This is a genomic window from Pseudomonas sp. HN11 (genome assembly GCF_021390155.1).
Taxonomy (GTDB): Bacteria; Pseudomonadota; Gammaproteobacteria; order Pseudomonadales; family Pseudomonadaceae; genus Aquipseudomonas.
This window is the reverse complement of sequence record NZ_CP089985.1, coordinates 2,910,896-2,933,325: the sequence shown is the minus strand read 5'-3', so window position 1 is coordinate 2,933,325 and position 22,430 is coordinate 2,910,896. Positions and strand designations below refer to the sequence as shown.

Sequence of the window (22,430 nt, the reverse complement as noted above, 5' to 3'; positions counted from 1 at the left end):
CGCATGTTATAAATTATTCATCTGAACGAAAAGCCCCGCCAGTGCAGCATACCTAGCACCAGAACATCGGCGGCACCCAAACTTAATTAATATAACGAAGGTCAATAATGCCCTATGCGGTAGGTTATGCTCGTTTTTCGAGTACAAAACAAGGAAAAGGCACTAGTTTAGCTAGACAACAAGAACTAATAGCCGAATGGATTGAAAACAATCCAAGCTACAAGTTATACCCAAAAAAGTTCGAAGACCTAGGGCGATCAGCATCCAAAGGTGACCATCTAAAACATGGTTTCGGACAACTACTGGAAGCCATAAACCAAGGCGAAATAAAAGAAGGTGATGTAATACTCGTGGAAGCAATCGACCGCATTGGTAGATTGCAAGAAATGGAAATGATCTCCTTAATCAATCAGATCGTCAGCGCAAAGGTACAAATAATAACATTACAAGACAACTGTACATATGGCCCAATCATAAAATCCGAGCAGATATGGTCTTTAGTCGGAAAGGTACAGCAGGCATATATGTACAGCGCCTCACTGTCAGAACGAATCAAGAAAAGTTACAGGGCACGTGAAAAGCTTGCCGCAAATGGCATCATCCCAAAACGTAGGACACCAATCTGGCTTGATTCAAATGGAATAATAAAAGATGAAATCGCCCTGGCGATGAAAGGAGCCTTTGAGGATGCACTAGCCGGAATCGGGGAAAGAAGAATCCTGAAACGGTTAATTAGCATGCATATAACGTTTGCAAAAATCAACCCAAGCACAATTAGACGTTGGCTTACCAACAGAATAGCAATCGGGTACTGGAAGGAATGGAAAATCTACCCTCCCATTGTTTCAGAAGAACTATTCTACCAAGTGCAGCAGCGATTTTCAGACGAGTACAAGCCTGCAACAGCAGCACGCACACACTTCCTATCCGGGCTTATCAAATGTGGTGAATGCGGCGCAAACATGCAGGTAAAAATCAACAAACATAGCCCATTCACTATGCGCTGTACAACTCGTTGTGCTTACGGCGACTTAAGGTGCCAGAACAACAAATCTTTTCCAGTGCCTATTTTGCTACACATCTGCAACGACACTGCAACACTGGCTGTTGAAACGGCCATGAAAAACCTGGAGCTTTCTACAAGCAGGAAAAAACTTATCGTCATTGAAGGGCAGTTACGCAATATCAGTGAAAAGATACAAACCCTTGTGACATCCCTGATGAAGTACGGGCAGGTCCCAGAGATAGATGTGCAAATTGCCGCACTGACAAAGGAAAGAAAAAACCTGGAACGCGATAAGATTTTCATTATAGATGACAGCACAGAAAAAAACTCCACATACAACATGGCATGGGATTACCAATACGAACTGATTGCAGACCACCCGATGAGACTAAATGCTTTACTTCAATCCGCTGCGTTCAATATAAAGTGCTACACCAATGGTCGCATTGAGGCAAGCACCAAGGGCAACGAGTTTAGCAAATGCACGTACGAAGGATATGACAGAAAAAAACAAGCATATCGAATTTCGACTGCCGCCCAAATTCATCACATAACAAACCGAGAAGGGACATTAACAAAAGAGCGCTTGGAGCTTTTCAAAAATATGCTTGCTATACAACGCTCACAAGGCATTAACACGTTAGCACCAGTTGAAACCTCCCCCAAAGAACAAGCGATGTATGATTTTTATACATCCATCAGCAACTGACCGCACAGAGCACCACCCGATCAGAAAATTGATGACTTACAAACACACATTTCGCCTAAAACCAGCGGCGGGCTTGGCCCAGCGCGATATCGAAACACAGGATATTTAATTCTCTATTGTCAAACCAACAACCATCAAAGGAATCAGCTACGCCATACGCCTAAGCTAGAAAACATGACCACTTCACCGAAGCAACGGTACATCCAAGACAATTACATGGGAGTACCAATCAAATGCAATGCTGGATACCCATCATTTGAAAACATAATTCAAGCACTTTACGTACTGGTATATGGTGCGACAGAAACGCTACGACACCCCAGAGGCTATCACGTCAGAACACGATTCACAGACAAAATGTCCCCAGCCGAATACAGCGCCAACATCAACAACTACTACAGGAAAAAATCCAACTATTTACCATTGAGGGTTACCGTTACTGAAAATGATGAAACTGGGGTACATCATCATCACGCTGTCATTCTCAATGACAAAAAAGATAAAAAAGCAAGCCTTCAACATATACATGCCAAACTCAAACACGAAGGAAAACTAGCGGACTATTCCATAATCGGTCCGGATCATGACGCATACGGCCACCACTTACAAAGTCTGGAAGACTTAGACAGCTTTTTCAAGTGGATGACATATCTAGCCAAGATCAAATCGAAACCAAATAGGCACCAACTGTGGAGTGGAAGTAGAAAGGTCACGTCATTACTGAAACAATGGCGCAAGAATGGCAAACCAAACTTACGCCTTGCCAAACAACACACGCTTACAGAAAACCCCCTGGAAGGCGATCTAGGAGCTTTTGTCGGCCTCTAGCTGGACAGCTAGCGACAGGAAACTAAAGCAACCCAAAGAGGCCCACAGGCCGCCAGAAGCCGCATCAAGACCAAGGCGCACAGTTAATCAAAGTGTCAAATCAGCTGGCTTTAATTTCATAGTGAATAACCTATAACGATTGACGTCAGATGGTTTCATTTCTTGCATCTCTGTCAAGCGACCAATATTTTTCAATGCGGCTACGGCAGACTTGTCAAACAATGTGTCACCACTGCTCTTAGTCACAACAACCGAATCAACCACACCGTCCATTTTCAGCGCGATTTGCAATTCAACCTCTAACCCGCTCTGTAACGATGGTGGCCTAGACCAGCCTTCAGAGGCTCTTGCCTTGATCATATCCTCAAAAGCTGCGCCAATATCTATTTCATTAATTAATTCAGGAGCAAACTTTGTTGCCGCGACGACAGGCGGAAAAACCAAGCAGTTTCTCAAGTATATTCCCAGACCAAATTCGACGCGCCGACATTGGAAAAACAACTCTTGTCCCGCATCAAAATTCGCGGCAAATTCAATGAAAGGTTGAATTCCTAAAATTTCTGATTTGCTTCCAGACGTTTTCCATGGCCAAGCCTGATAACCAGCCAAATGCACAGTAGCGGCGGCACTCTTCCCTTGATCAATAACCAAGAAGGCCCCTTGGTCATCCATCATGACCTTACTGACCCTTCCACGGTATATACCAGGTTTACTGAATTTAATCTGGGCTCTTGCTTGGTTAGATTGATATTCCTTTGCAATTTGCTTCGTATCCATCGCCTGATCAAAATGCCACCCAGTGGTGTCCAACATTTCATGCATACGCGTATTGAATTGCCCCCATGCAGTAGGATCAGTTGTGGCGGCATATGTTACAGACGCCATAGTTGACAAAAACATGAACAACGCAAACCTCATAAAAGTACCTTTTTAGTGCTAGAAGTTGTTTCGTGCTTTCAACAAGCACATATCAATCATCATGATAAAATTAGCAAACATCCAAACCAGCAGTAAGTGCTCCCATGGGCTACGTATGAAGATTGCGACAACTAGCGCGCCACCGAGAATACCCGCGACCCAACGTTCCATGTACAAATAGCCAGCCCCTGGAAGCAATGTATTCAGCGCGATTGCCGCCAACAGGCTTTTCGATCTTACTTTGACCACAGTAGATTCATGACTGGCTGATATTTTTCGCATTACGGCCCCTTTCTGAATCAGTTGCTGGCGCTTCGCTGAACACGTAGGCGCCGCAGTGTCGATGGGATACCGCAAATGAACAGGATGACCGAAAGGATAAGCGTCACAGCCGCAACGACTACCCCCACGCCAAGGGCCTGCCGGATGCTGGAGACGTATCCAAACTCCAGCGAACAGATACCGATCAGGCTTGCCAAGGGCATGCTGATTGCTGCGATGAAAATAGATGCGTATAGCTTCATACCGACCTCAGTTACTGTGAATTTGAACTCAATATTCACAGTATACTGTGAGGACGTACGAACAGCCATCACCGACAGTGACCCGTCTTTGAGATGGGGCTGCAAACGTGGATATCGGCTTAGCTTTCGGAAAGGTACTGCGGCAAAAACGCAAGGAAGCTGGACTGACCCAGGAACAGCTTGCACATGATGCTGATATACAGCGTAACTACGTCAGTCTGATAGAACGGGGGATTCACTACCCTACGATTGCGATACTGTTTAAGCTAGCAAACGCCTTGAAGTGCTCCCCCTCTGTATTGATATCCGATTTGGAAAACATGCTTGACGAGCACCCTTAGTCCATATCGCTGCTCACAATCGACTGCTTGCACTACTAACTCGATCAATATCACTACCCCATCACGATGGCCGCAGTAACGCCTGAAAGTCGCTTTCACCCAAGATGCGAATTTTTTGCCCCTTTGAAATTAGTTGTTCGGCTTTGAGGTGTTTTGAGCTCTTATTTTTCCCGGCCAATCGGGTGATGTCTTGATCACCAACTACCAGTAGCGTGGTTTGCTTCGTAACTCCCAGGCCGATCTCGCAACCACCTTCTGCGGCCATGGCAGACGCGTCTTGGCGCGGGATGGACAGTGCTCCAGTAAACACTACGACGTTCCCTGCTAAGACACCGTCTTGATTGACCGATAGCCCTTCTACTGCATTCAGTGCAGACAGCGGCATGTTGACGAGCGAGCACCACTCCGAAGCCGTGGACCCGGTATGAGCGATTGCACGAAGCAATATCTCCCCCGCAGCACGCGCATCTTCTAGGGCATCATGATGCTCGAAAGGAATTTCAAAAAAGGACGCAAGATTCTTCAATCCGTAGCCCGACCGGGAGAACTCGGACCATGCTCGGCGGGCAACCTTCGCGGTGTCAAGCCAAGAACAATCAAAATGGGGCAAGTCCGCATTTTGACACGCTCGCAGTGTCGCTGTGCGATCAAACGGCATATGGCTAGCCACGATTTGCCCCGTCACAAAAGGCAAAATCTGATCATAAACGTCGGACCAAGATGGAGCTGACGAGACCATCGATTCGTCAATTCCATGCACAGAAACGTTCATCGGGTGAAAGTAATCGTTCGGATTAACAAACGAACTCCATGTTTCGTGCAATTGACCTGCTCGAAATACGGCAATTCCCACCTGACAGATGCTGGCAAGATTGGGGTTTGCGGTCTCAACGTCGATGACTGTGAAATCCATTTGCTACCTCGTAACGTCGATTATCAACTCCATTTACTTCGACCAGGCTAAGCGGCAGACCAGAGCGAAATACCTTCATAAACCTATCAACTGGATGAAGTGATTGCAAATTGATGGCTCGCACAGGGCCTGTGAATCGGTTTTGCAGAATATTCATCGGCCTTATTCCCAAGGGCTCGTCAACCGATGCGGCACCCCAAGAGCCAGACGGACTCTTTCCAGTAGAAATATGCAGCCCAATCGGCACCGTATGTCATCCAGTGCAGCTCAGGGTGAACGCAGATAGAAAGACCACTGAAAGATAGCTTCCTACGTATTATTCCATTTCGACTCGATACCAGCCGTTATGAAAATACCAGCAGCAACGAGAACTCCGATAACCCAAGGCCGACTATCAAATAGGTCTACTTATCTGGTAGTCCGATTACCTCACGCTTGACACTACCAAAAACCTATTGCAGATAGCTATATGATAGAATTATCATTTATCTATCAAAACAACGACCAAAGGATAATCAAAATTGAAGTCACACCTATATCTCAGAGCCAGCACTAAAGACCAAGACGCACTACGTGCCAAGGCAAGCCTTGAATCATTCGCAAGCGAGAAGGGCCTCACCATTGCTGGCATCTACTCCGAACACATCAGTGGTACTACGCTAGATCGTCCACAGTTGATGCGATTGCTGGATGCAGCACAATCCGGTGAATGCATTGTCTGTGAAAGTGTTGACCGTTTAAGCCGCCTATCCCAAACGGATTGGGAAACACTGAAAGCCAAGATCAAAGCAAAAGGTCTACGTCTCGTCATTGCAGACCTGCCTACAAGCCACATGGTAATTGAAGACAAGGGAATTACCGGCCAGATAATGGAAGTCATCAACAGTATGCTGTTAGACCTAATGGCGACGATGGCGCGTCTTGATCAAGAAAAACGTGTTGAACGGATCAAGCAAGGATTGGAAAACAAACGCCTTGCAGACCCGAACTGGACGCCTACAGGGAAAGGCAAGAACGTAGAGAAGTGGGCAAAGGTACAGTCATTGATGGCTAAACATCCAACAATGTCGGCTGATGACATCGCCAAACTCGCGGACGTAGGGATTGCGACCGTATACCGGATCAAACGCGTTACACCGAGCTCGCATTAAAATCCATGAACATTATGACCAAGCACTGTACAAGCACCTTGCCACAGCAAAGGCTTGTACAGATTGATCTAATCAGGCTCGTGAATAGCGAAATTGTTTCTTCACATTCTGAGCAAGAAATTGGCCTCTGGATGGTGCAGCCCGCATCGCTTCAAAAACATGCTGGGGCACATCAAAATAATGATACGTCCCCGTTGTTTTGAACTCGATAATTAGGATCAGTGATTCATCATCAAAACCAACTCTTGCTATCGTTGATGACTCTGGACTTTCAAAAAAATCAATCATCTGTAGGTTCCACTCCTTCATTCCCTTGGGGAGCCACTACAATTGCTGGCTCATGTTCGTAACGAGAAGACTGTTTTCGCCACTGTTTCACTAGTATAGAGTAATCAGATACACCCACTTCTTGGGCCCAACCTCCAGGCCCTTCAAAAAGCTGACTGCCCTGATCATTAACTTGCCTAACTACTACCTTCGGGTCGACGCTGTCGGGTCTCTGCCCAATCGGTGGCGGCGTAATCAATGCTCGGATTGGCAGGCTTACAGCTTCACCGACCACAATTGCTTCCCCCGTACGTAGCACGGGCAACATCTCGAACAAGCCTTTCAGGTTATCCGCTGCGGCACTGGCTATATGTCCACGATCACTATCATTCGCCAGTCGGAGCGCGAACAACGTTCCACATTGAGAGAGAATAGTCGTATCGATCTCTGCTGGACGCTGGCTAACTAGCATCATACCGACGCCATACTTTCGACCCTCTTTTGCAATGCGCCTTACAACTGCTGAAGCAGAACCTTCATTTTCGCGTGATAGGTACGCATGGGCCTCTTCCAGCACGAGCAATAGTGGACGTTCTCGCCCACCTTCCGGTAAGTTTCGAGCCCAAAAGATTGCGTCATATAATACCCTAAGCATTGCGCCAATCAGATCACTTAGAATGTTCGACGGAATTCCCGATAGGTCAAGAATTGAAACCGGTCGATCAGAGCCGATCCAGTCGCGTAATAATTCATCGACGTCCTTGACCACATGACCATCTAGTGCGGGAGCCCAATCACCGGGCCGAAACAAAAATGCCAATCTGGGATCACGCAGCTTGGATGCTAAAGAAGCAAGTTGGGCACGTATCCCAATTGTTCCCGAGCCTAGTTGGACACGTTCATCAGCGGCCCCTGTAGTTTTAACAGTTCTGTAGAGCGGCGGACGCACGCTCATCGCGTCACCCAACTCCTGCGGGTGCCCAGTATTGTCTAGAACGTATGCATGCTCGACCTCGCCTGCCGCCGCGCCCGGCCTTGGAATAAGCGTGTGGTGTTCACGGCGATGAAGTTCAAACCATAATTTATGAATGCAGAACGGGACCGGAGTGTCGGCTGTAACATCCTCAAGTTCTACTCCAGTACGAGGATAATTCAACAATGCTTCACGCTTCAGCTCGACGATTGCGTCTGTTACAGCAGAAGCTTGGGCATCATTTAACCGCCCAAATGCGAACGGTACTAGCTCATCAAAACTCAATGCCCAAAACGGGATATTCAACGCTGTCTCATTTTGTGCTGAATCAGCAGAGACCCTAAAAACGGTAGACCTATTTGAAAGCGCTTTCGCGTATTCCCCATGTATATCCAAGACTAAAATTCGTGCAGCAGGATATCTCGACGGGTCTGAAAGCGCATTTAATAGCCCGGCGACTGTTGTTGATTTGCCTGACCCTGTTGTGCCCACCACTGCACTATGCCTAGTTATCAGGCGATTGATATTCACTAAAGCCGGAATTGCTTCTGCACTAGCAAGGTGTCCTATCGGAACGTAGTCTTGCGGATCGACAGCCCCGTAGATGGCTGCCAAGTCTGCGTGAGTTACCACGTGGACACGGTCATCAACTGTTGGATGTTGTGAGATACCACGTTCAAATCGACCACCACGCTGTCCCTCACCAACCATCTGAACCTTGATCCAACGGTTTCCGTAAGCCCGCTTATCATCGCCTGAATCGGGTGCTGCTCCTGCACCTACTTGAGAAACGACGCCGTAGAGGTCAACAAACCCCAAAGGAATCCGCACAAAACTACCGACTTGACCAATTCGATACCCTTCACCACCGACAAAACCTAGCCCTGTGGCTGTATCATCATTCAGTTCAACTGTTACTGAAGACCCAAATACATCTTGGACAATACCTATGAAGGTAGGATCACGCTTCATGATTGGTGCCCACATCGGAACTCTGATTGAGTTGATGGGCGAGAAACTGCCCTAGCTTTTTGAAATCACCTAACCCGAACTTGCATTGCTCTATGTCGTTTTCAGTTACGCTGCTGACAGCTACGCCATGTAATGAATGGCTATCCTGTGACGTGGCATTCCAGTTCCGGTTCAACGTTCCCAGGACCGCGCCATCTTCGGCAAGAATACTTAGGTTAGGTTGCCGCGTCGCGCACAGGATTGCTTCAGAATATTGACTACGGGCCCCATAAAGTAAACCGAAGCACATGGCTGTAGGGTTACTACGTAAGCCATTCATGATCACCTCATTGAGATGCTGGTCCGCGAACGAGTATCCACAACAAACTAATATCGCCTGTCCTCGCCCCAGGAAGTCCCGTAATCGATCAAGCATTGCCAAGTAAGGAAGACGACGACTCTGGTCATATTTCAAATGTGACGGATAGATCATCTGGCGATCCGCACCATCACCATTATTCTTGCGAATAACGTCATTTTCAGGTGTGCGCCACCAATTTATCGACCCATGTAACTTCCACACCCGAGCCCAACGCGCAGGCAAGATATCTGTTTCCATTGAAGAAAGATCGAAAAATGCTTCACGCGCGCCTACAAAACCATCGAAATACGGAACTTTATGCGACTCTAATGCCTGCTCCATTAGCAAGTCATAGTTTGGGGTAAAAACCTCAACAGCATGCGCCCTAGCAATACCACTCATCCATGCAGCAAGCTTGTGATAGGGCGTTCCTTCACCTGGAAGTGGGACGCCCACCACACCTGCGGTAAGTTCGCAGATTCGCTTATCCAAGGCCTGTAGCTTCGGCTTGGTCAATCCATTGATATCACCGTCCCTAACAACATCAATGAGCGCTCGCAAATGGCTGAGAATCTCTTCAATATTCGGGGATGCCCCAACACCGAAACGTCCAATTAGTGCTGTGTAATCAGCGCTAAGCTCCGCATCAGCCGTAAGGGTGGTTGCTACCAAGGAGGTCAAACCTGCAATGTCGGGAATCAGGGGAGCGGTGTTTCCATTACCAGCATCAACGCGAATAGACATTGGGCAGCCAGCCCCCAACAAAAATGCAATACGCATTTTATTTGGTGCAAGGGCTTGCTGTAGAAGGGACGACTGTCGATAGGGGCAGTGAGCAAAGCCTGACATGAACGCTCATCCTTGATCTTCAAAATGAAGTCAACTGGGCTTCGGCTTTTGGCTCCGAACTCAGCAGTGATAGCCATACGCTACCGCTCAAAGACACACACTGTCCACTACCCGCAATATCTCACGCGTTAGCAACTGTTTCAGAGGACGAGCCAGTGCCCGAACCACGGCACTAGATGGTAGGAACCCCGCTATGGAAGCGAAACTCAGTATCCGCAGATTGGATCAAGTTTTGCTCTACATCTCTAACCTTCTCGATGACTCTGTCTACATCGGCAGCGTCACCGTACTGGTATGCAAGCTTCAGATAGCCCTGAAAATGCCGTGCCTCGCTTTTCAGCAACCCGTAATAGAACCGCCCCAACTCTTCGTCCAAATGCGGCACGAGCGCTTCAAACCGCTCACAGCTACGCGCCTCGATGATCGCACCCACCACCAACGTATCAACCAGCTTCACCGGTTCATGGCTTCTTACCACCGCACGTAGTCCCGATGCATAACGACTAGCCGATAACGGTCGCCATTCGATTTTACGCTTCTTCATCAACCGCAAAACCTGCTCATGATGCACAAGTTCTTCACGAGCGAGCCGGGACATCATGATGACCAAATCAGAATACGCACCGTACTTGGCAATCATGCTAAGCGCAGTGCTTGCGGCTTTGAATTCACAGTTTTTGTGATCAATCAGCATCACGTCTTGCTCGCGCAGAGCCGCCTCAACCCAGGCATCAGGGGTCCGGCATCCTAGGAATTCATGGACTTCAGGCAGCATCGAGATTTCTCACATTTCGTAGTTGTATTGCCGCCTTTTTCTCGCAGTTCTTATGGTCGATCAGCAAGGTGTCCTGATCGGCCAGCGCAGCCTGGACCCAGGCGTCAGGCGTGCGGCAACCGAGGAATTCGTGGATTTCGGGCAGGTTCATCGGGCTCACGGGCAAAATGATCACAAAAGGCCGGCGATTATACCGACCCCGCCGCGGACCACCAGCCACCGGCCTTGATGTGCATCAACATGACGTGCGCCGCGCAGCAACTATAGTTGTTCAAGCCCCGCCTTTTTTGGAGATCCCGATCATGCAAGCCATCCGCAGCATCCTGGTGGTCGTCGAGCCCGAGCATTCAGAAAGCCTGGCCCTCAAGCGTGCCAAGCTGATCGCCGGGGTCACCGGCGCGCACCTGCATTTGCTGGTGTGCGACAAGAAGCATGAGCACTCGGCGTTGTTGGCCCTGCTCAAGTCGGGTTTGCAGGAAGACGGCTACAGCGTCAGCACCGAGCAGGCCTGGAATGCCAGCCTGCATGAAACCATTATCGACGTGCAGCAGGCCGAAGGCTGCGGGCTGGTGATCAAGCAACACTTCCCCGACAGTCCATTGAAAAAGGCGCTGCTGACGCCTGCCGACTGGAAGTTGCTGCGCTATTGCCCCACGGCAGTGTTGCTGGTCAAGACGGCTACGCCGTGGACCGGCGGTGTGATCCTGGCGGCCATCGATGTCGGCAATACCGATGGCGAGCACCGCTCATTGCACAATTCGATCATCGACCATGGCTTTGATATCGCCCACCTGGCCAAGGCGCAATTGCATGTGATCAGCGCCCATCCGTCGCCGATGCTGTCGGCGGCGGACCCGACGTTCCAGCTCAAGGAAACCATCGAAGCGCGCTATCGCGAGCAATGCAGGGCGTTTCAGGCGGAGTTCGATGTGGATGACAAACATCTGCATATCGAGGAAGGACCGGCGGACGTATTGATACCGCATCTCGCCCATAAGCTGCGGGCGGCGGTCACTATCATCGGCACCGTGGGGCGAACCGGCATTTCCGGGGCATTGATCGGCAACACCGCAGAGGTCGTGCTGGATACGCTGGAAAGCGACGTGCTGGTACTCAAGCCTGAAGAAGTGATGGATCGCCTGGTGGAACAGGCCACCAAAGCCTGACACCTAGGCGCCAAACGCGTCCTTGAGGAACCCCGGCGCGATGTAGCGCTGGTAATGAGCTTCGGACAGGATAAAGAACTCCCGGTCGATGGCATCGCGCAGGTCCGGCAGGGGCCAGTCGCGGAATTCGGGCAAGAGCACCATGCCATAGGCCTCCAGGTTATTGATCACTCGCGCCCCACGCGCAATCAACTGGTAGGCCCAGCAGTATTCGGACTGGTGCGGCACGAAGCGGATCTTGCGCTGCTCCAGCTGCCCGCGCAGGGTCTTGGGGTCGAAAACCTCCACCTTGCCGGCCATCACCTGTACCAACAGCTGCTCCAAGCGTAGCCAGACCGCGCGCTTTTCCTCTTCGCCATAGCCATTCCACTGAATCACTTCGTGATGGAAACGCTTGCAGCCACGGCACACGAGATCGCCGTAGACCGTGGAACACAGGCCGACGCAGGGGGTCTTGATGGTTTGGTTGGACATGGGCAACGACACGCAAATCAGCGAAACAATGCGCCATGTTAGCCCTTTGTCTAACCTTCATCACCCTGCAAACTTGGCGAGGCAACTTACCTTTAGAATTTTTTTGCCGTAGAATCATCCGGCCTTGTAAGGCGCCAATAATCCGCTGGAAGCTGTTTTCAAAGCGTCACGAGCACAGTCGTTCCTTCAGAACGGTGTTGGCGCGGGTCATGACTCGGTAGGTCAGCGCCCTCGCCAACCCTCATCAGCTCCGTTCTGCAGGCGTAAAACTTTGAAAGCAGCTTCTGTGAGAGATGCCGGCAGCGCTGGCTTTGCGGCCCAAAAAGCCCCCGAGCGCATGCGTGCCGTTCATTTCTGGATGAGCGTCCCGTGGGACCACTGATGAGGGTAATAACTGTGCTTGAAGCCTACCGCAAACATATCGAAGAGCGTGCAGCCCTGGGTATCGTTCCCCAGCCGCTTAACGCCGAACAAACCGCAGGCCTGGTCGAGCTGCTGAAAAATCCTCCGGCTGGCGAAGAAGAATTCCTCGTTGACCTGATCACCAACCGCATTCCACCAGGCGTTGACGAAGCTGCCTACGTCAAGGCCGGTTTCCTGTCTGCCCTGGCCAAGGGCGAAGCCACTTCCCCCCTGATCGACAAGAAACGCGCCGTTGAACTGCTTGGCACCATGCAAGGCGGCTACAACATCGTGACCCTGGTCGAGCTGCTGGACGACGCCACACTGGCACCGGTCGCCGCCGCCCAACTCAAGCACACCCTGCTGATGTTCGACGCGTTCCACGACGTGGCTGAAAAAGCCCGTAACGGCAACGAACACGCCAAAGCCGTGATCCAGTCCTGGGCCGACGGCGAATGGTTCCGCAACCGCCCTACCCTGGCCGACAAGATCAGTCTGCGTGTGTTCAAGGTCACCGGCGAAACCAATACCGACGACCTGTCCCCGGCTCCCGATGCCTGGTCCCGTCCCGACATCCCACTGCACGCCCTGGCCATGCTGAAAATGGCCCGTGAAGGCATCGTGCCGGACGAGCAAGGCAAGACCGGCCCGATGAAGCAGATCGAAGAGATGCGCGGCCAAGGCTTCCCGATCGCCTACGTCGGCGACGTGGTCGGTACTGGCTCCTCGCGTAAATCCGCGACCAACTCCGTACTGTGGTTCTTCGGCGACGACGTGCCTTACGTGCCGAACAAGCGCGCCGGCGGCTTCTGCTTCGGCAGCAAGATCGCTCCAATCTTCTACAACACCATGGAAGATGCGGGCGCACTGCCAATCGAGTTCGACGTCAGCAACATGAACATGGGCGACGTGATCGACCTGTACCCGCATGCTGGCAAGGTCTGCAAACACGGCACCGACGAAGTCATCACTACCTTCGAAATGAAGACCCCGGTGCTGTTGGACGAAGTCCGCGCCGGCGGCCGTATCCCGCTGATCATCGGCCGTGGCCTGACCGACAAGGCGCGTGCCGAGCTGGGCCTGGGCCCAACCGATCTGTTCAAGCTGCCAGAAGCGCCTGTCGATACCGGCAAAGGCTTCACCCTGGCACAGAAAATGGTCGGCAAGGCGTGCGGCCTGCCAGAAGGCAAAGGCGTTCGTCCTGGCACCTACTGCGAACCGAAGATGACCACCGTGGGTTCCCAGGACACCACCGGTCCTATGACCCGTGATGAACTGAAAGACCTGGCGTGCCTGGGCTTCTCGACCGATCTGGTGATGCAGTCGTTCTGCCACACCGCGGCCTATCCAAAGCCGATCGACGTGACCACCCACCACACCCTGCCAGACTTCATCATGACCCGTGGCGGTGTATCGCTGCGTCCAGGCGACGGCATCATCCACAGCTGGTTGAACCGCATGCTGCTGCCGGACACCGTCGGCACCGGTGGTGACTCCCACACCCGTTTCCCGATGGGCATTTCGTTCCCGGCCGGTTCCGGTCTGGTCGCATTCGCCGCAGCCACTGGCGTCATGCCACTGGACATGCCGGAATCGATCCTGGTGCGCTTCAAAGGCAAAATGAAACCTGGCATTACCCTGCGCGACCTGGTTCATGCCATTCCTTACTACGCGATCCAATCGGGTCTCCTGACTGTAGAGAAGAAAGGCAAAAAGAACGCCTTCTCCGGCCGCATCCTGGAAATCGAAGGCCTGAATGACCTGACGCTGGAGCAGGCTTTCGAGCTGTCCGACGCCTCGGCTGAACGTTCGGCTGCCGGTTGCACCATCAAGCTGTCGAAAGAGTCGATCACCGAGTACCTGAACTCCAACATCACCCTGCTGCGCTGGATGATCGGTGAAGGCTACGGTGACCCACGCACCCTGGAACGTCGCGCCCAAGCGATGGAAGCCTGGGTCAAGAACCCTGAGCTGATGGAAGCCGATGCCGACGCGGAATACGCTGAAATCATCGAGATCGACCTGGCCGAGATCAACGAGCCGATCCTCTGCGCACCGAATGACCCGGACGATGCCCGTCTACTGTCGAGCGTTGCCGGCGAGAAGATCGACGAAGTGTTCATCGGTTCGTGCATGACCAACATCGGCCACTTCCGCGCTGCCGGTAAGCTGCTGGAGCAGGTCAAGGGCCAGCTGCCAACCCGTCTGTGGCTGTCGCCGCCGACCAAGATGGACGCTCACCAACTGACCGAAGAAGGCTACTACGGCATCTACGGCAAGGCTGGCGCGCGCATGGAAATGCCCGGCTGCTCGTTGTGCATGGGTAACCAGGCACGTGTAGAGCCGAACTCGACCGTTGTGTCGACATCGACCCGTAACTTCCCGAACCGTCTGGGTGACGGCGCTAACGTCTACCTGGCTTCGGCCGAGCTGGCGGCAGTGGCTTCTACCCTGGGTCGCCTGCCGACCGTCGAAGAGTACATGGGCTACGCGGCGAAACTGGACACCATGGCCAGTGACGTTTACCGCTACCTGAACTTCGACCAGATTGCTGAGTTTCGTAAGATCGCAGCTAGCGCCAACATCCCGGTGATTCAGGCCTAAGGTGTTGATGTGAAGAGGCGCCGCGTATCGTGAGGTACGCGGCGTTTTTTTATGTCTGGGATTTGGGTGGGACCGGGTACATATCCGTTATTTGGGTAACGGCTGCTTATGGTTCCGCCCTTACGGCGGCTCACTTTGGAAAAGCCCCAAAGTAAGCAAAGGGCTCTTGCCCCAACACTCGGCACCTCGCTTAGGCTCGGTGTGCCCGTAATCCGACAGGTATTTGGGGGGCCGCCGCCACGCGCCATCCATGGCGCGGGGCGGCTAAACCGGCATCCCTGCCGGTTTACCCCCCAAATCCCTGTCGAATTCCGGCCAGCGTGTTTGACGGGGCGCCTAAGATCAAAATCAAAAACAGAGCCAGAGCCAGAGCCAGAGCCGTTTGATATCTGCCTGATGTAGGAGATCTAAATTGTGGGAGCGAGACCAGCTTCCAGAAGCCGGTTACCAGGCCGCCGCGCTTGTGCTTTTGATCTTCGGCGCCCCGTCAAACACGCTGGCCGAACGCAGGCTTTGGAGCGTGGGTAACCCGGCAGGACGCCGGGTTAGCCGCGCTGGGCCAAGGATGGCCCATCGCGGCGGCCCACGGTCCAAAGCCGGAGTGAGGGCACACCGAGCCTAAGCGAGGTGCCGAGTGTTGGGGCGAAGCGTTTTTGGTTACTTTTGGCGCTCTTCCAAAAGTGACCCGCTGTAAGAGCGGAACCAATTTTAGCCGTTACCGCAGCAACGGATATGTACACCAACAGACCGCTATCGCAAGTAAGGTGCAGTCAGACAGACCACACCAGCCTCAAGCAAAAAACGAATAAACCACCGCAGTGATCGCCACCAACCCCACCGCCGTGACAAACACATTGGACGCCTGCCCACGGTACTTGGCCATGGCCGGCACCTTGCGGATGGCATACATCGGCATCAGGAACAGGATCGACGCAATGATCGGACCGCCCAGCGCCTCAATCATGCCGAGAATGCTTGGGTTCAACGTCGCAACGATCCAGCACACCACCAGCATGAACGCGGCCGTCATGCGGTCCAGACGCTTGGCGCTCGGACGACGACCGGTCTTCAGCACCAGGCCCTTGAGGCCTTCGCTCGCACCGATGTAATGCCCCAGGAACGACTTGGCAATCGCCACGAACGCGATCAAGGGTGCCGCGAACTCGATGGTCGGGTTATTGAAGTGGTTGGCCAGGTACGACAGGATCGACAGGTTCTGCGCCTTCGCCTCGGCCAATTGCGCCGGCGACAGGGTCAGCACACAACTGAACACGAAGAACAGCACCATCCCCACCATCAACAGGTGCGCGCGCGACAGAATCTGCGAGCTGCGCTCATCGGCGTGGGCGCCGTACTGACGCCTCTGGTCCACCGCGAAGGCCGAGATGATCGGCGAATGGTTGAACGAAAACACCATCACCGGAATCGCCAGCCACAGGGTATTGAGCAGTGCGGACGGCGCCGGGACCTGGCTTGCGGTGCTGAGGATGCCGCCATTCCAGTGGGGGACCAGGTACACCGCCAGGAACAGCAAGGCGACGATAAACGGATACACCATCAGACTCATGGCCTTGACGATCACCTGCTCACCGCACCGCACTACGCCCAATAGGCCAAGGATCAGCACGAACGACAGGATCGCCCGTGGCGGCGGCATGATATGCAGTTGGTGCTCCATGAAGCTGCCGACCGTGTTGGTCAACGCCACGCTGTAGATCAGCAGGATCGGAAAGATTGCGAAGAAATACAACAAGGTGATCAGCGCGCCGGCCTTGATGCCGAAGTGTTCTTCCACGACGTGGGTAATGTCGGAGCCTTCACGGCCGGACAGCACGAAACGGGTCAGGCCACGGTGGGCGAAGAAGGTCATCGGAAACGCCAGCAGCGCGAGGATCACCAGGGGCCAGAAGCCTCCCAGGCCCGCGTTGATCGGCAAGAACAGCGTACCGGCGCCAATGGCGGTGCCGAACAGGCCAAGCATCCAGGTGGTGTCCTGGCGGCTCCAGCTTGTGAGGGTTGCAGGTGTCGTCTCATAGCGTTCGTCGACGCTATTGGCCTGATCATTCATCCGGTCGGATCTCCGCATTGACACGGTCGGGACGAGTCAGAAAAACCTGACAGGCAGCGCCCCGACCATAGAAGGGGCCGGATTGTCCGGGATTCTCGTGAATAAGCAAAGACTTAGCTGAGGAACGGTGGTGCGGTGCAGGCAGGCAGTGGCGGCTGTAAACGGCGGTTTTCGGGACGTGCGGCTGGATGTGGATTATACATTCCCATAAAAATCTATTTTAGAATCGGCTGCGTTCCTGTAGTTTTCACACAGCGCCCGCCGTTTATCCAGAGAGCCCCCGCCATGCCTCGTGTTTCCCGCAAACAAGCCGAACTCAACCGCGAAATCATCGTCGAGGCCGCCACGCACCTGTTTCGCGAGCGTGGACTGCACGGTATCAGCCTGTCCGATGTCATGGCCGCTGCCGGCCTGACCCACGGCGGTTTCTACGGGCACTTCGCCTCCAAGGAAGCGTTGGCGACGGAAGCCTGCCAGCAGGCATTCGAGAAAGCAAACCTGGGTTGGCAGGACAAAATCAACCGCAGTAAAGACATGCCGACCGCACGCGAAGCGATCTTGCGACCCTACCTGTCAGCGGCCCACCGTGACAATCCGGGAGAGGGCTGCCCGATATCTGCATTCACCCCGGATATGTGCCGTGAGCCTGCGGACACGGCCTTGCAACACGCCTTTATTGAGGGTGTCGAGCAGTCGATAGAGGTATTTGCGCAACTCCAGGAGGAAGACCGTCAAGCCGCGCTGGCCAAGTACGCCATGATAATTGGTGCAGTGACACTGGCGCGTGCGACACGTGGCAGTGACTTGTCAGATGAATTTCTTGAGGCCGTACGAAAAGCCCTTCTTCCCATTGACAGTTCTCCGTCCGTCCCAGCATGATCGGGCCATGAATCTTATCCAGCAGCACTTCGCCCGCACCACCACCACGACCGCCTTCGGCGGGTCGCGCGGTGGCTGCGGGTGTTTGAACTAGACACTTCACAGATTCAACCCAAGGCCCCGCCAGCAATGGACGGGGCCTTTTTATTGCTCCGCCCATCCGGCACTCACAAGGAGCAACACCATGGCTGACGCCCTGCTGATTATCGATATGCAAACCGGCTTATACGATGGTCCGGCAAAACCCTTCGCGCGCGAACGCGTGCTCGCCACCATCAACCAACTGATTGAGCGCGCCCGCCATGCCGATGCCCCAATCTTCGTGGCCCGCCATACCGGCCCGGCAGGTTCACCGATTGAAGCCGGCAGCCCGCTCTGGCAACTGTGGCATGAGCTGAAGGTAGACGAGTCCCGTGATCACCTATTCAACAAGACCCGCCCAAGCTGTTTCCTGGGTACGAATCTTGAACAGCAACTGAAAGCAGCCCAAGTCAAAGGAATAGTGATCGCCGGCATGAAAACCCAGTTCTGCATCGACACCACTTGCCGAGTAGCTGTGGAACTGGGGTTTTCGGTGGTGCTGCCGCAAGACGGTCATACCTGCATGGACACACCACTCCTTAAGGCCGAGGCGATTATCGAGCACCACAATGCAACTCTGGCCGGGGTATTTGTGAAGCGCGCACGCGCGGCCGAGATCAGCTTCTGATCGCACAAATACGGCATACTCACCCCCTCAAACCCTTCAGGAAGAGCTTTCCGATGACCGCTACTGTTCTGGTCCTGGTTGAAACCATCAACGAATACCTGCCCATCATCGAGAGCAACGACTTTCATGTGATCCTGGCGCCTACACCCGCCGAACGCGCCGAAGCCATCAAGGCTCATGGCAGCCAGATCAAGGCCGTGCTCACCCGTGGCCCGCTGGGCTTGTATGCCGAAGAAATCGCCGCCCTGCCCCTGCTGGAGATCATCTGTGTGATCGGCGCCGGCTACGAACACGTAGACCTGCAAGCCGCCAGCAATCGCGGGATCGTCGTGACCAATGGCGCGGGGGTGAATGCACCGTCGGTGGCCGATCACGCCATGGCATTGCTGCTCTCGCTGGTGCGCGGCATCCCGCAGACCGACGCCGCCGTGCGCCGCAGCGAATGGCCGAAGGTGATGCGCCCGTCATTGGGCGGCAAGCAACTGGGCATCCTAGGCCTGGGTGCCGTGGGCCTGGAAATCGCCAAGCGGGCATCCCTGGGCTTCGGCATGGAGGTGAGCTATCACAACCGTCAGCCACGCGATGACGTGGATTACACCTACTGCGCAACCGCCGTGGAACTGGCGCGCGCCTCGGACTTCCTGATCCTGGCCACGCCCGGCGGCGCCAGCACCCGCCATCTGATCGATCGGCACGCCCTGGATGCCCTGGGACCGAATGGCTACCTGGTCAACATCGGCCGTGGCAGCGTGGTGGTCACCGCCGACCTGGTCGCCGCCCTGGAGCAACGACGCATCGGCGGTGCCGCACTGGACGTGTTCGACGACGAGCCCAAGGTGCCCGACGCGCTCAAGAGACTCAGCAATACCGTGCTCACCTCCCACGTGGCGGGCCTGTCACCGGAAGCGGCCCATGACACCGTGCAGCGCGTGGCGGACAATCTGGTGGAATACTTCGCCGGCCGCCCCGTGCTCACGCCGGTCGCCCTGCCCCCGCCCACTAAATGACCGATCAGGCACGCTGATCATCATCCAACACGCTAACCTATTAAGCCGCCCCGACCTTGTCGCTGGGCGGTTGTGCGCATTAGATTAGGAAATAGTCAAAGGCCTTTAGAATAAGCAGAAGGGATAAGCATGGCGCTGCACGACCAATCGACCCAGATTCGCCCAGGCGAAGAACTTGATGCGAGCCTGATCGATCCCTACCTCAAGGCCCATATCCCGGGCCTGAGCGGTACACCCACGATCAGCCAGTTTCCCGGTGGCGCGTCCAATTTGACCTACCTGCTGGAATACCCAGGCCAGGAATTCGTGCTGCGCCGCCCGCCCTTTGGCCACAAGGCCAAGTCCGCCCACGACATGGGCCGCGAATACCGCATTCTCAACCAGCTCAAGGATGGCTTCCCCTATTGCCCCAAGGCCTATGTGCATTGCACGGACGAATCGGTGATCGGTGCCGAGTTCTATGTGATGGAGCGCGTCAACGGCATCATCCTGCGCTCCGACCTACCGTCTGAACTGGGCCTGGACGCTGCCAACACTGAAGCACTGTGCAAAAGCTTCATCGACAAGTTCGTTGAGCTGCACCAAGTGGACTACAACGCCTGCGGCCTGGCCGACCTGGGCAAGCCCGAAGGCTATGTGGAGCGCCAGATCCGTGGCTGGAGCGATCGCTACGAAAAAGCCCTGACTCCCGACGCCCCGCGCTGGGAAGCGGTACGCGCCTGGCTCAACGACAAGATGCCGGCCGACCACCCGACCTCAAGCATCGTGCACAACGACTACCGCTTCGATAACGTGATCCTCGACCCGCACAACCCGATGCAAATCATCGGCGTGCTGGACTGGGAGCTGACCACCCTCGGCGACCCGTTGATGGACCTGGGCAACACCCTCGCCTACTGGATCGAAGCGACCGACCCGGCGCCCGTGCAACTGATGCGCCGCCAGCCAAGCAACGCGCCCGGCATGCTCACTCGCCGTGAATTCGTCGACTATTACGCCGAGCGCTCGGGGATCCAGATCGACAATTTCGACTTCTACTATACCTACGGCCTGTTCCGCCTGGCCGGCATCGTGCAGCAGATCTACTACCGCTTCTTCCATGGCCAGACCCAGGACAAACGCTTTGCGCAGTTCATTCACATGAACACGCTGCTGGAGCAGATGAGCCTGAACGTCATCAGCAAATCGTCCCTTTAAGGAACCGCTATGTCCAAGACCCACCTGTTCGACCTCGACGGCAAGATCGCATTCGTTTCCGGCGCCAGCCGTGGCATCGGCGAGGCCATCGCCAAGTTGCTGGCCCAGCAAGGCGCCCACGTGATCGTCTCCAGCCGCAAGCTGGAAGGCTGCCAGCACGTGGCCGATGCGATCATCGCCGATGGCGGCAAAGCCACGGCCGTGGCCTGCCATATCGGTGAAATGGAACAGATCACCCACGTGTTCGCCGGTATCCGCGAGCAGTTCGGTCGCCTGGATATTCTGGTCAACAATGCCGCGACCAACCCGCAGTTCTGCAACGTGCTGGACACCGATCTGGGGGCGTTCCAGAAGACCGTTGACGTGAACATCCGTGGCTACTTCTTCATGTCCGTGGAAGCCGGCAAGCTGATGCGCGAAAACGGCGGCGGCAGCATTATCAACGTGGCGTCGATCAACGGGATTTCCCCCGGGGTGTTCCAGGGCATCTACTCGGTCACCAAGGCCGCCGTGATCAACATGACCAAGGTGTTCGCCAAGGAATGCGCCGCCTTTGGCATCCGTTGCAACGCCCTGCTGCCGGGCCTCACCGACACCAAGTTCGCCTCGGCGCTGGTGAAGAACGACGCGATCTTGAAAATGGCCCTGGCACAGATTCCGCTCAAGCGTGTAGCGGATCCCAGCGAGATGGCCGGCGCCGTGCTGTTCCTGGCCAGCGATGCATCGAGCTACACCACCGGCGTGTCGCTGAATGTGGACGGAGGTTTCCTGTCCTGATCAGGCATTCGGCGGCTGCTGCCGAAAACTGACCGCCAAGCGGTTCCAGCCACTGATGCTGGACACCGCCATGGTCAGGTCCACCAACTCCTGCTCGCTGAACTCCAGCCGCACGGCGGCGAACAGTTCATCCGACACTGTCGAGCTCGGCAGCGTCGCGACCGATTCGCTCCACGCCAATGCGGCCTTTTCCCGCGCCGTGAAGAACGGCGAATCGCGCCATACGCACAACGCGAACAAACGTCGCTCGGTCTCGCCGTGCTGACGTGCCGCCATCGAGTGCATATCCGTACAGAACCCACAATGGTTGAGCTGCGAGACACGAATCTTGATCAGCTCCAGCAAAGGCTTTTCGATGGACAAGCCGAAGGTTGTCGCCTCCAGCATCAGCATGCCCTTGAGCGCTTGCGGCGAGGCGGTGTAGTAATCCAGGCGGGGTTCCATGGGGATGGTTCTCTGGCGGTGGGTGCAATCACAGTCCAGCCTAGAGCCCACAAGGCATAAGCCCTATAGCCAATCGGCCGGTTTATGCGCAGACCATTTTGCGCCTGCCACGCACCCGCGTAATCTTGGCGCAGACT

Annotated in this window: 21 protein-coding genes; 11 read left to right on the top strand and 10 right to left on the bottom strand. The window is 54.3% G+C overall.

The window, feature by feature from the left end; genetic code table 11:
- Window positions 1–107: 107 nt before the first annotated feature.
- Together LVW35_RS13260 and LVW35_RS13255 are read left to right on the top strand one after the other, a co-directional pair.
- A complete protein-coding gene (locus LVW35_RS13260) occupies window positions 108–1,715 on the top strand; it encodes a recombinase family protein (protein ID WP_233896095.1) in 1,608 nt (535 codons plus the stop codon).
- A 216-nt stretch (window positions 1,716–1,931) separates the two neighbouring features.
- Entirely contained in the window at window positions 1,932–2,543 is a 612-nt protein-coding gene (locus tag LVW35_RS13255; protein WP_233896094.1) for a hypothetical protein, read from the top strand.
- 87 nt (window positions 2,544–2,630) lie between these two features.
- Here LVW35_RS13255 and LVW35_RS29145 read toward each other — a convergent pair whose 3' ends face one another.
- The gene (locus tag LVW35_RS29145) at window positions 2,631–3,461 is read right to left on the bottom strand and encodes a TonB family protein (protein ID WP_233896093.1); all 831 of its coding nucleotides are present in this window, start codon (window positions 3,459–3,461) and stop codon (window positions 2,631–2,633) included.
- Window positions 3,462–4,092: 631 nt separating this feature from the next.
- Here LVW35_RS29145 and LVW35_RS13245 point away from each other — a divergent pair.
- Window positions 4,093–4,326, top strand: a complete 234-nt coding sequence (locus LVW35_RS13245; RefSeq protein WP_048399769.1) for a helix-turn-helix domain-containing protein — start codon at window positions 4,093–4,095, stop codon at window positions 4,324–4,326.
- A 61-nt stretch (window positions 4,327–4,387) separates the two neighbouring features.
- Here the strand turns inward: LVW35_RS13245 and LVW35_RS13240 are convergent, their stop codons facing one another.
- Complete coding sequence (locus tag LVW35_RS13240; protein WP_048399771.1) at window positions 4,388–5,239, bottom strand: exonuclease domain-containing protein; 852 nt, start codon at window positions 5,237–5,239, stop codon at window positions 4,388–4,390.
- Window positions 5,240–5,760: 521 nt separating this feature from the next.
- On the opposite strand from LVW35_RS13240, the gene LVW35_RS13235 reads away from it, so the two are divergent.
- A complete protein-coding gene (locus LVW35_RS13235) occupies window positions 5,761–6,390 on the top strand; it encodes a recombinase family protein (RefSeq protein WP_233896092.1) in 630 nt (209 codons plus the stop codon).
- A 72-nt stretch (window positions 6,391–6,462) separates the two neighbouring features.
- Here the strand turns inward: LVW35_RS13235 and LVW35_RS13230 are convergent, their stop codons facing one another.
- From LVW35_RS13230 to miaE, 5 genes are all read right to left on the bottom strand, one after another.
- On the bottom strand, window positions 6,463–6,678 hold the full coding sequence (locus tag LVW35_RS13230; protein WP_048399774.1) for a KTSC domain-containing protein: 216 nt from the start codon (window positions 6,676–6,678) through the stop codon (window positions 6,463–6,465).
- Window positions 6,671–8,602 carry an ATP-binding protein gene (locus tag LVW35_RS13225; RefSeq protein ID WP_233896091.1) on the bottom strand — a complete coding sequence of 644 codons (1,932 nt, stop codon included), beginning with the start codon at window positions 8,600–8,602 and terminating at the stop codon, window positions 6,671–6,673. The genes LVW35_RS13230 and LVW35_RS13225 overlap by 8 nt, the downstream gene beginning before the upstream one ends.
- Window positions 8,592–9,791 (bottom strand): SIR2 family protein, encoded by a 1,200-nt coding sequence (locus tag LVW35_RS13220; protein ID WP_048399778.1) that lies wholly within the window; start codon window positions 9,789–9,791, stop codon window positions 8,592–8,594. The genes LVW35_RS13225 and LVW35_RS13220 overlap by 11 nt, the downstream gene beginning before the upstream one ends.
- Window positions 9,792–9,963: 172 nt before the next feature.
- On the bottom strand, window positions 9,964–10,566 hold the full coding sequence (locus LVW35_RS13215) for a tRNA-(ms[2]io[6]A)-hydroxylase (protein ID WP_048399780.1): 603 nt from the start codon (window positions 10,564–10,566) through the stop codon (window positions 9,964–9,966).
- A complete protein-coding gene (gene miaE, locus LVW35_RS13210; RefSeq protein ID WP_414887131.1) occupies window positions 10,556–10,717 on the bottom strand; it encodes a tRNA isopentenyl-2-thiomethyl-A-37 hydroxylase MiaE in 162 nt (53 codons plus the stop codon). The genes LVW35_RS13215 and miaE overlap by 11 nt, the downstream gene beginning before the upstream one ends.
- Before the next feature lie 151 nt (window positions 10,718–10,868).
- On the opposite strand from miaE, the gene LVW35_RS13205 reads away from it, so the two are divergent.
- A complete protein-coding gene (locus LVW35_RS13205) occupies window positions 10,869–11,732 on the top strand; it encodes a universal stress protein (protein WP_233896090.1) in 864 nt (287 codons plus the stop codon).
- Between the two features lie 3 nt (window positions 11,733–11,735).
- On the opposite strand, the gene LVW35_RS13200 is transcribed toward LVW35_RS13205, so the two are convergent.
- Complete coding sequence (locus LVW35_RS13200) at window positions 11,736–12,206, bottom strand: DUF1289 domain-containing protein (RefSeq protein ID WP_233896082.1); 471 nt, start codon at window positions 12,204–12,206, stop codon at window positions 11,736–11,738.
- 396 nt (window positions 12,207–12,602) lie between these two features.
- Between LVW35_RS13200 and acnB the strand changes: the two genes are divergently transcribed.
- Complete coding sequence (gene acnB, locus LVW35_RS13195) at window positions 12,603–15,212, top strand: bifunctional aconitate hydratase 2/2-methylisocitrate dehydratase (RefSeq protein WP_078048735.1); 2,610 nt, start codon at window positions 12,603–12,605, stop codon at window positions 15,210–15,212.
- Window positions 15,213–16,002: 790 nt separating this feature from the next.
- Here acnB and LVW35_RS13190 read toward each other — a convergent pair.
- Window positions 16,003–17,280, bottom strand: coding sequence for a serine/threonine transporter (locus LVW35_RS13190; protein WP_233896080.1), 1,278 nt, complete (start codon window positions 17,278–17,280; stop codon window positions 16,003–16,005).
- Window positions 17,281–17,565: 285 nt separating this feature from the next.
- Between LVW35_RS13190 and LVW35_RS13185 the strand changes: the two genes are divergently transcribed.
- The 5 genes from LVW35_RS13185 to LVW35_RS13165 all read left to right on the top strand — a co-directional run bounded on the left by LVW35_RS13185 (window position 17,566) and on the right by LVW35_RS13165 (window position 21,849).
- Window positions 17,566–18,159, top strand: a complete 594-nt coding sequence (locus tag LVW35_RS13185) for a TetR/AcrR family transcriptional regulator (protein ID WP_233896078.1) — start codon at window positions 17,566–17,568, stop codon at window positions 18,157–18,159.
- A 184-nt stretch (window positions 18,160–18,343) separates the two neighbouring features.
- Window positions 18,344–18,868 (top strand): cysteine hydrolase family protein, encoded by a 525-nt coding sequence (locus LVW35_RS13180; protein ID WP_233896076.1) that lies wholly within the window; start codon window positions 18,344–18,346, stop codon window positions 18,866–18,868.
- A gap of 53 nt (window positions 18,869–18,921) precedes the next feature.
- Window positions 18,922–19,875, top strand: coding sequence for a 2-hydroxyacid dehydrogenase (locus tag LVW35_RS13175; RefSeq protein WP_233896074.1), 954 nt, complete (start codon window positions 18,922–18,924; stop codon window positions 19,873–19,875).
- Window positions 19,876–20,004: 129 nt separating this feature from the next.
- Window positions 20,005–21,072 carry a phosphotransferase family protein gene (locus LVW35_RS13170; RefSeq protein ID WP_233896072.1) on the top strand — a complete coding sequence of 356 codons (1,068 nt, stop codon included), beginning with the start codon at window positions 20,005–20,007 and terminating at the stop codon, window positions 21,070–21,072.
- A 9-nt stretch (window positions 21,073–21,081) separates the two neighbouring features.
- On the top strand, window positions 21,082–21,849 hold the full coding sequence (locus LVW35_RS13165; RefSeq protein WP_233896071.1) for an SDR family oxidoreductase: 768 nt from the start codon (window positions 21,082–21,084) through the stop codon (window positions 21,847–21,849).
- On the opposite strand, the gene LVW35_RS13160 is transcribed toward LVW35_RS13165, so the two are convergent.
- On the bottom strand, window positions 21,850–22,293 hold the full coding sequence (locus LVW35_RS13160) for a carboxymuconolactone decarboxylase family protein (RefSeq protein WP_233896070.1): 444 nt from the start codon (window positions 22,291–22,293) through the stop codon (window positions 21,850–21,852). It lies immediately after the preceding gene.
- Window positions 22,294–22,430: the final 137 nt, after the last annotated feature.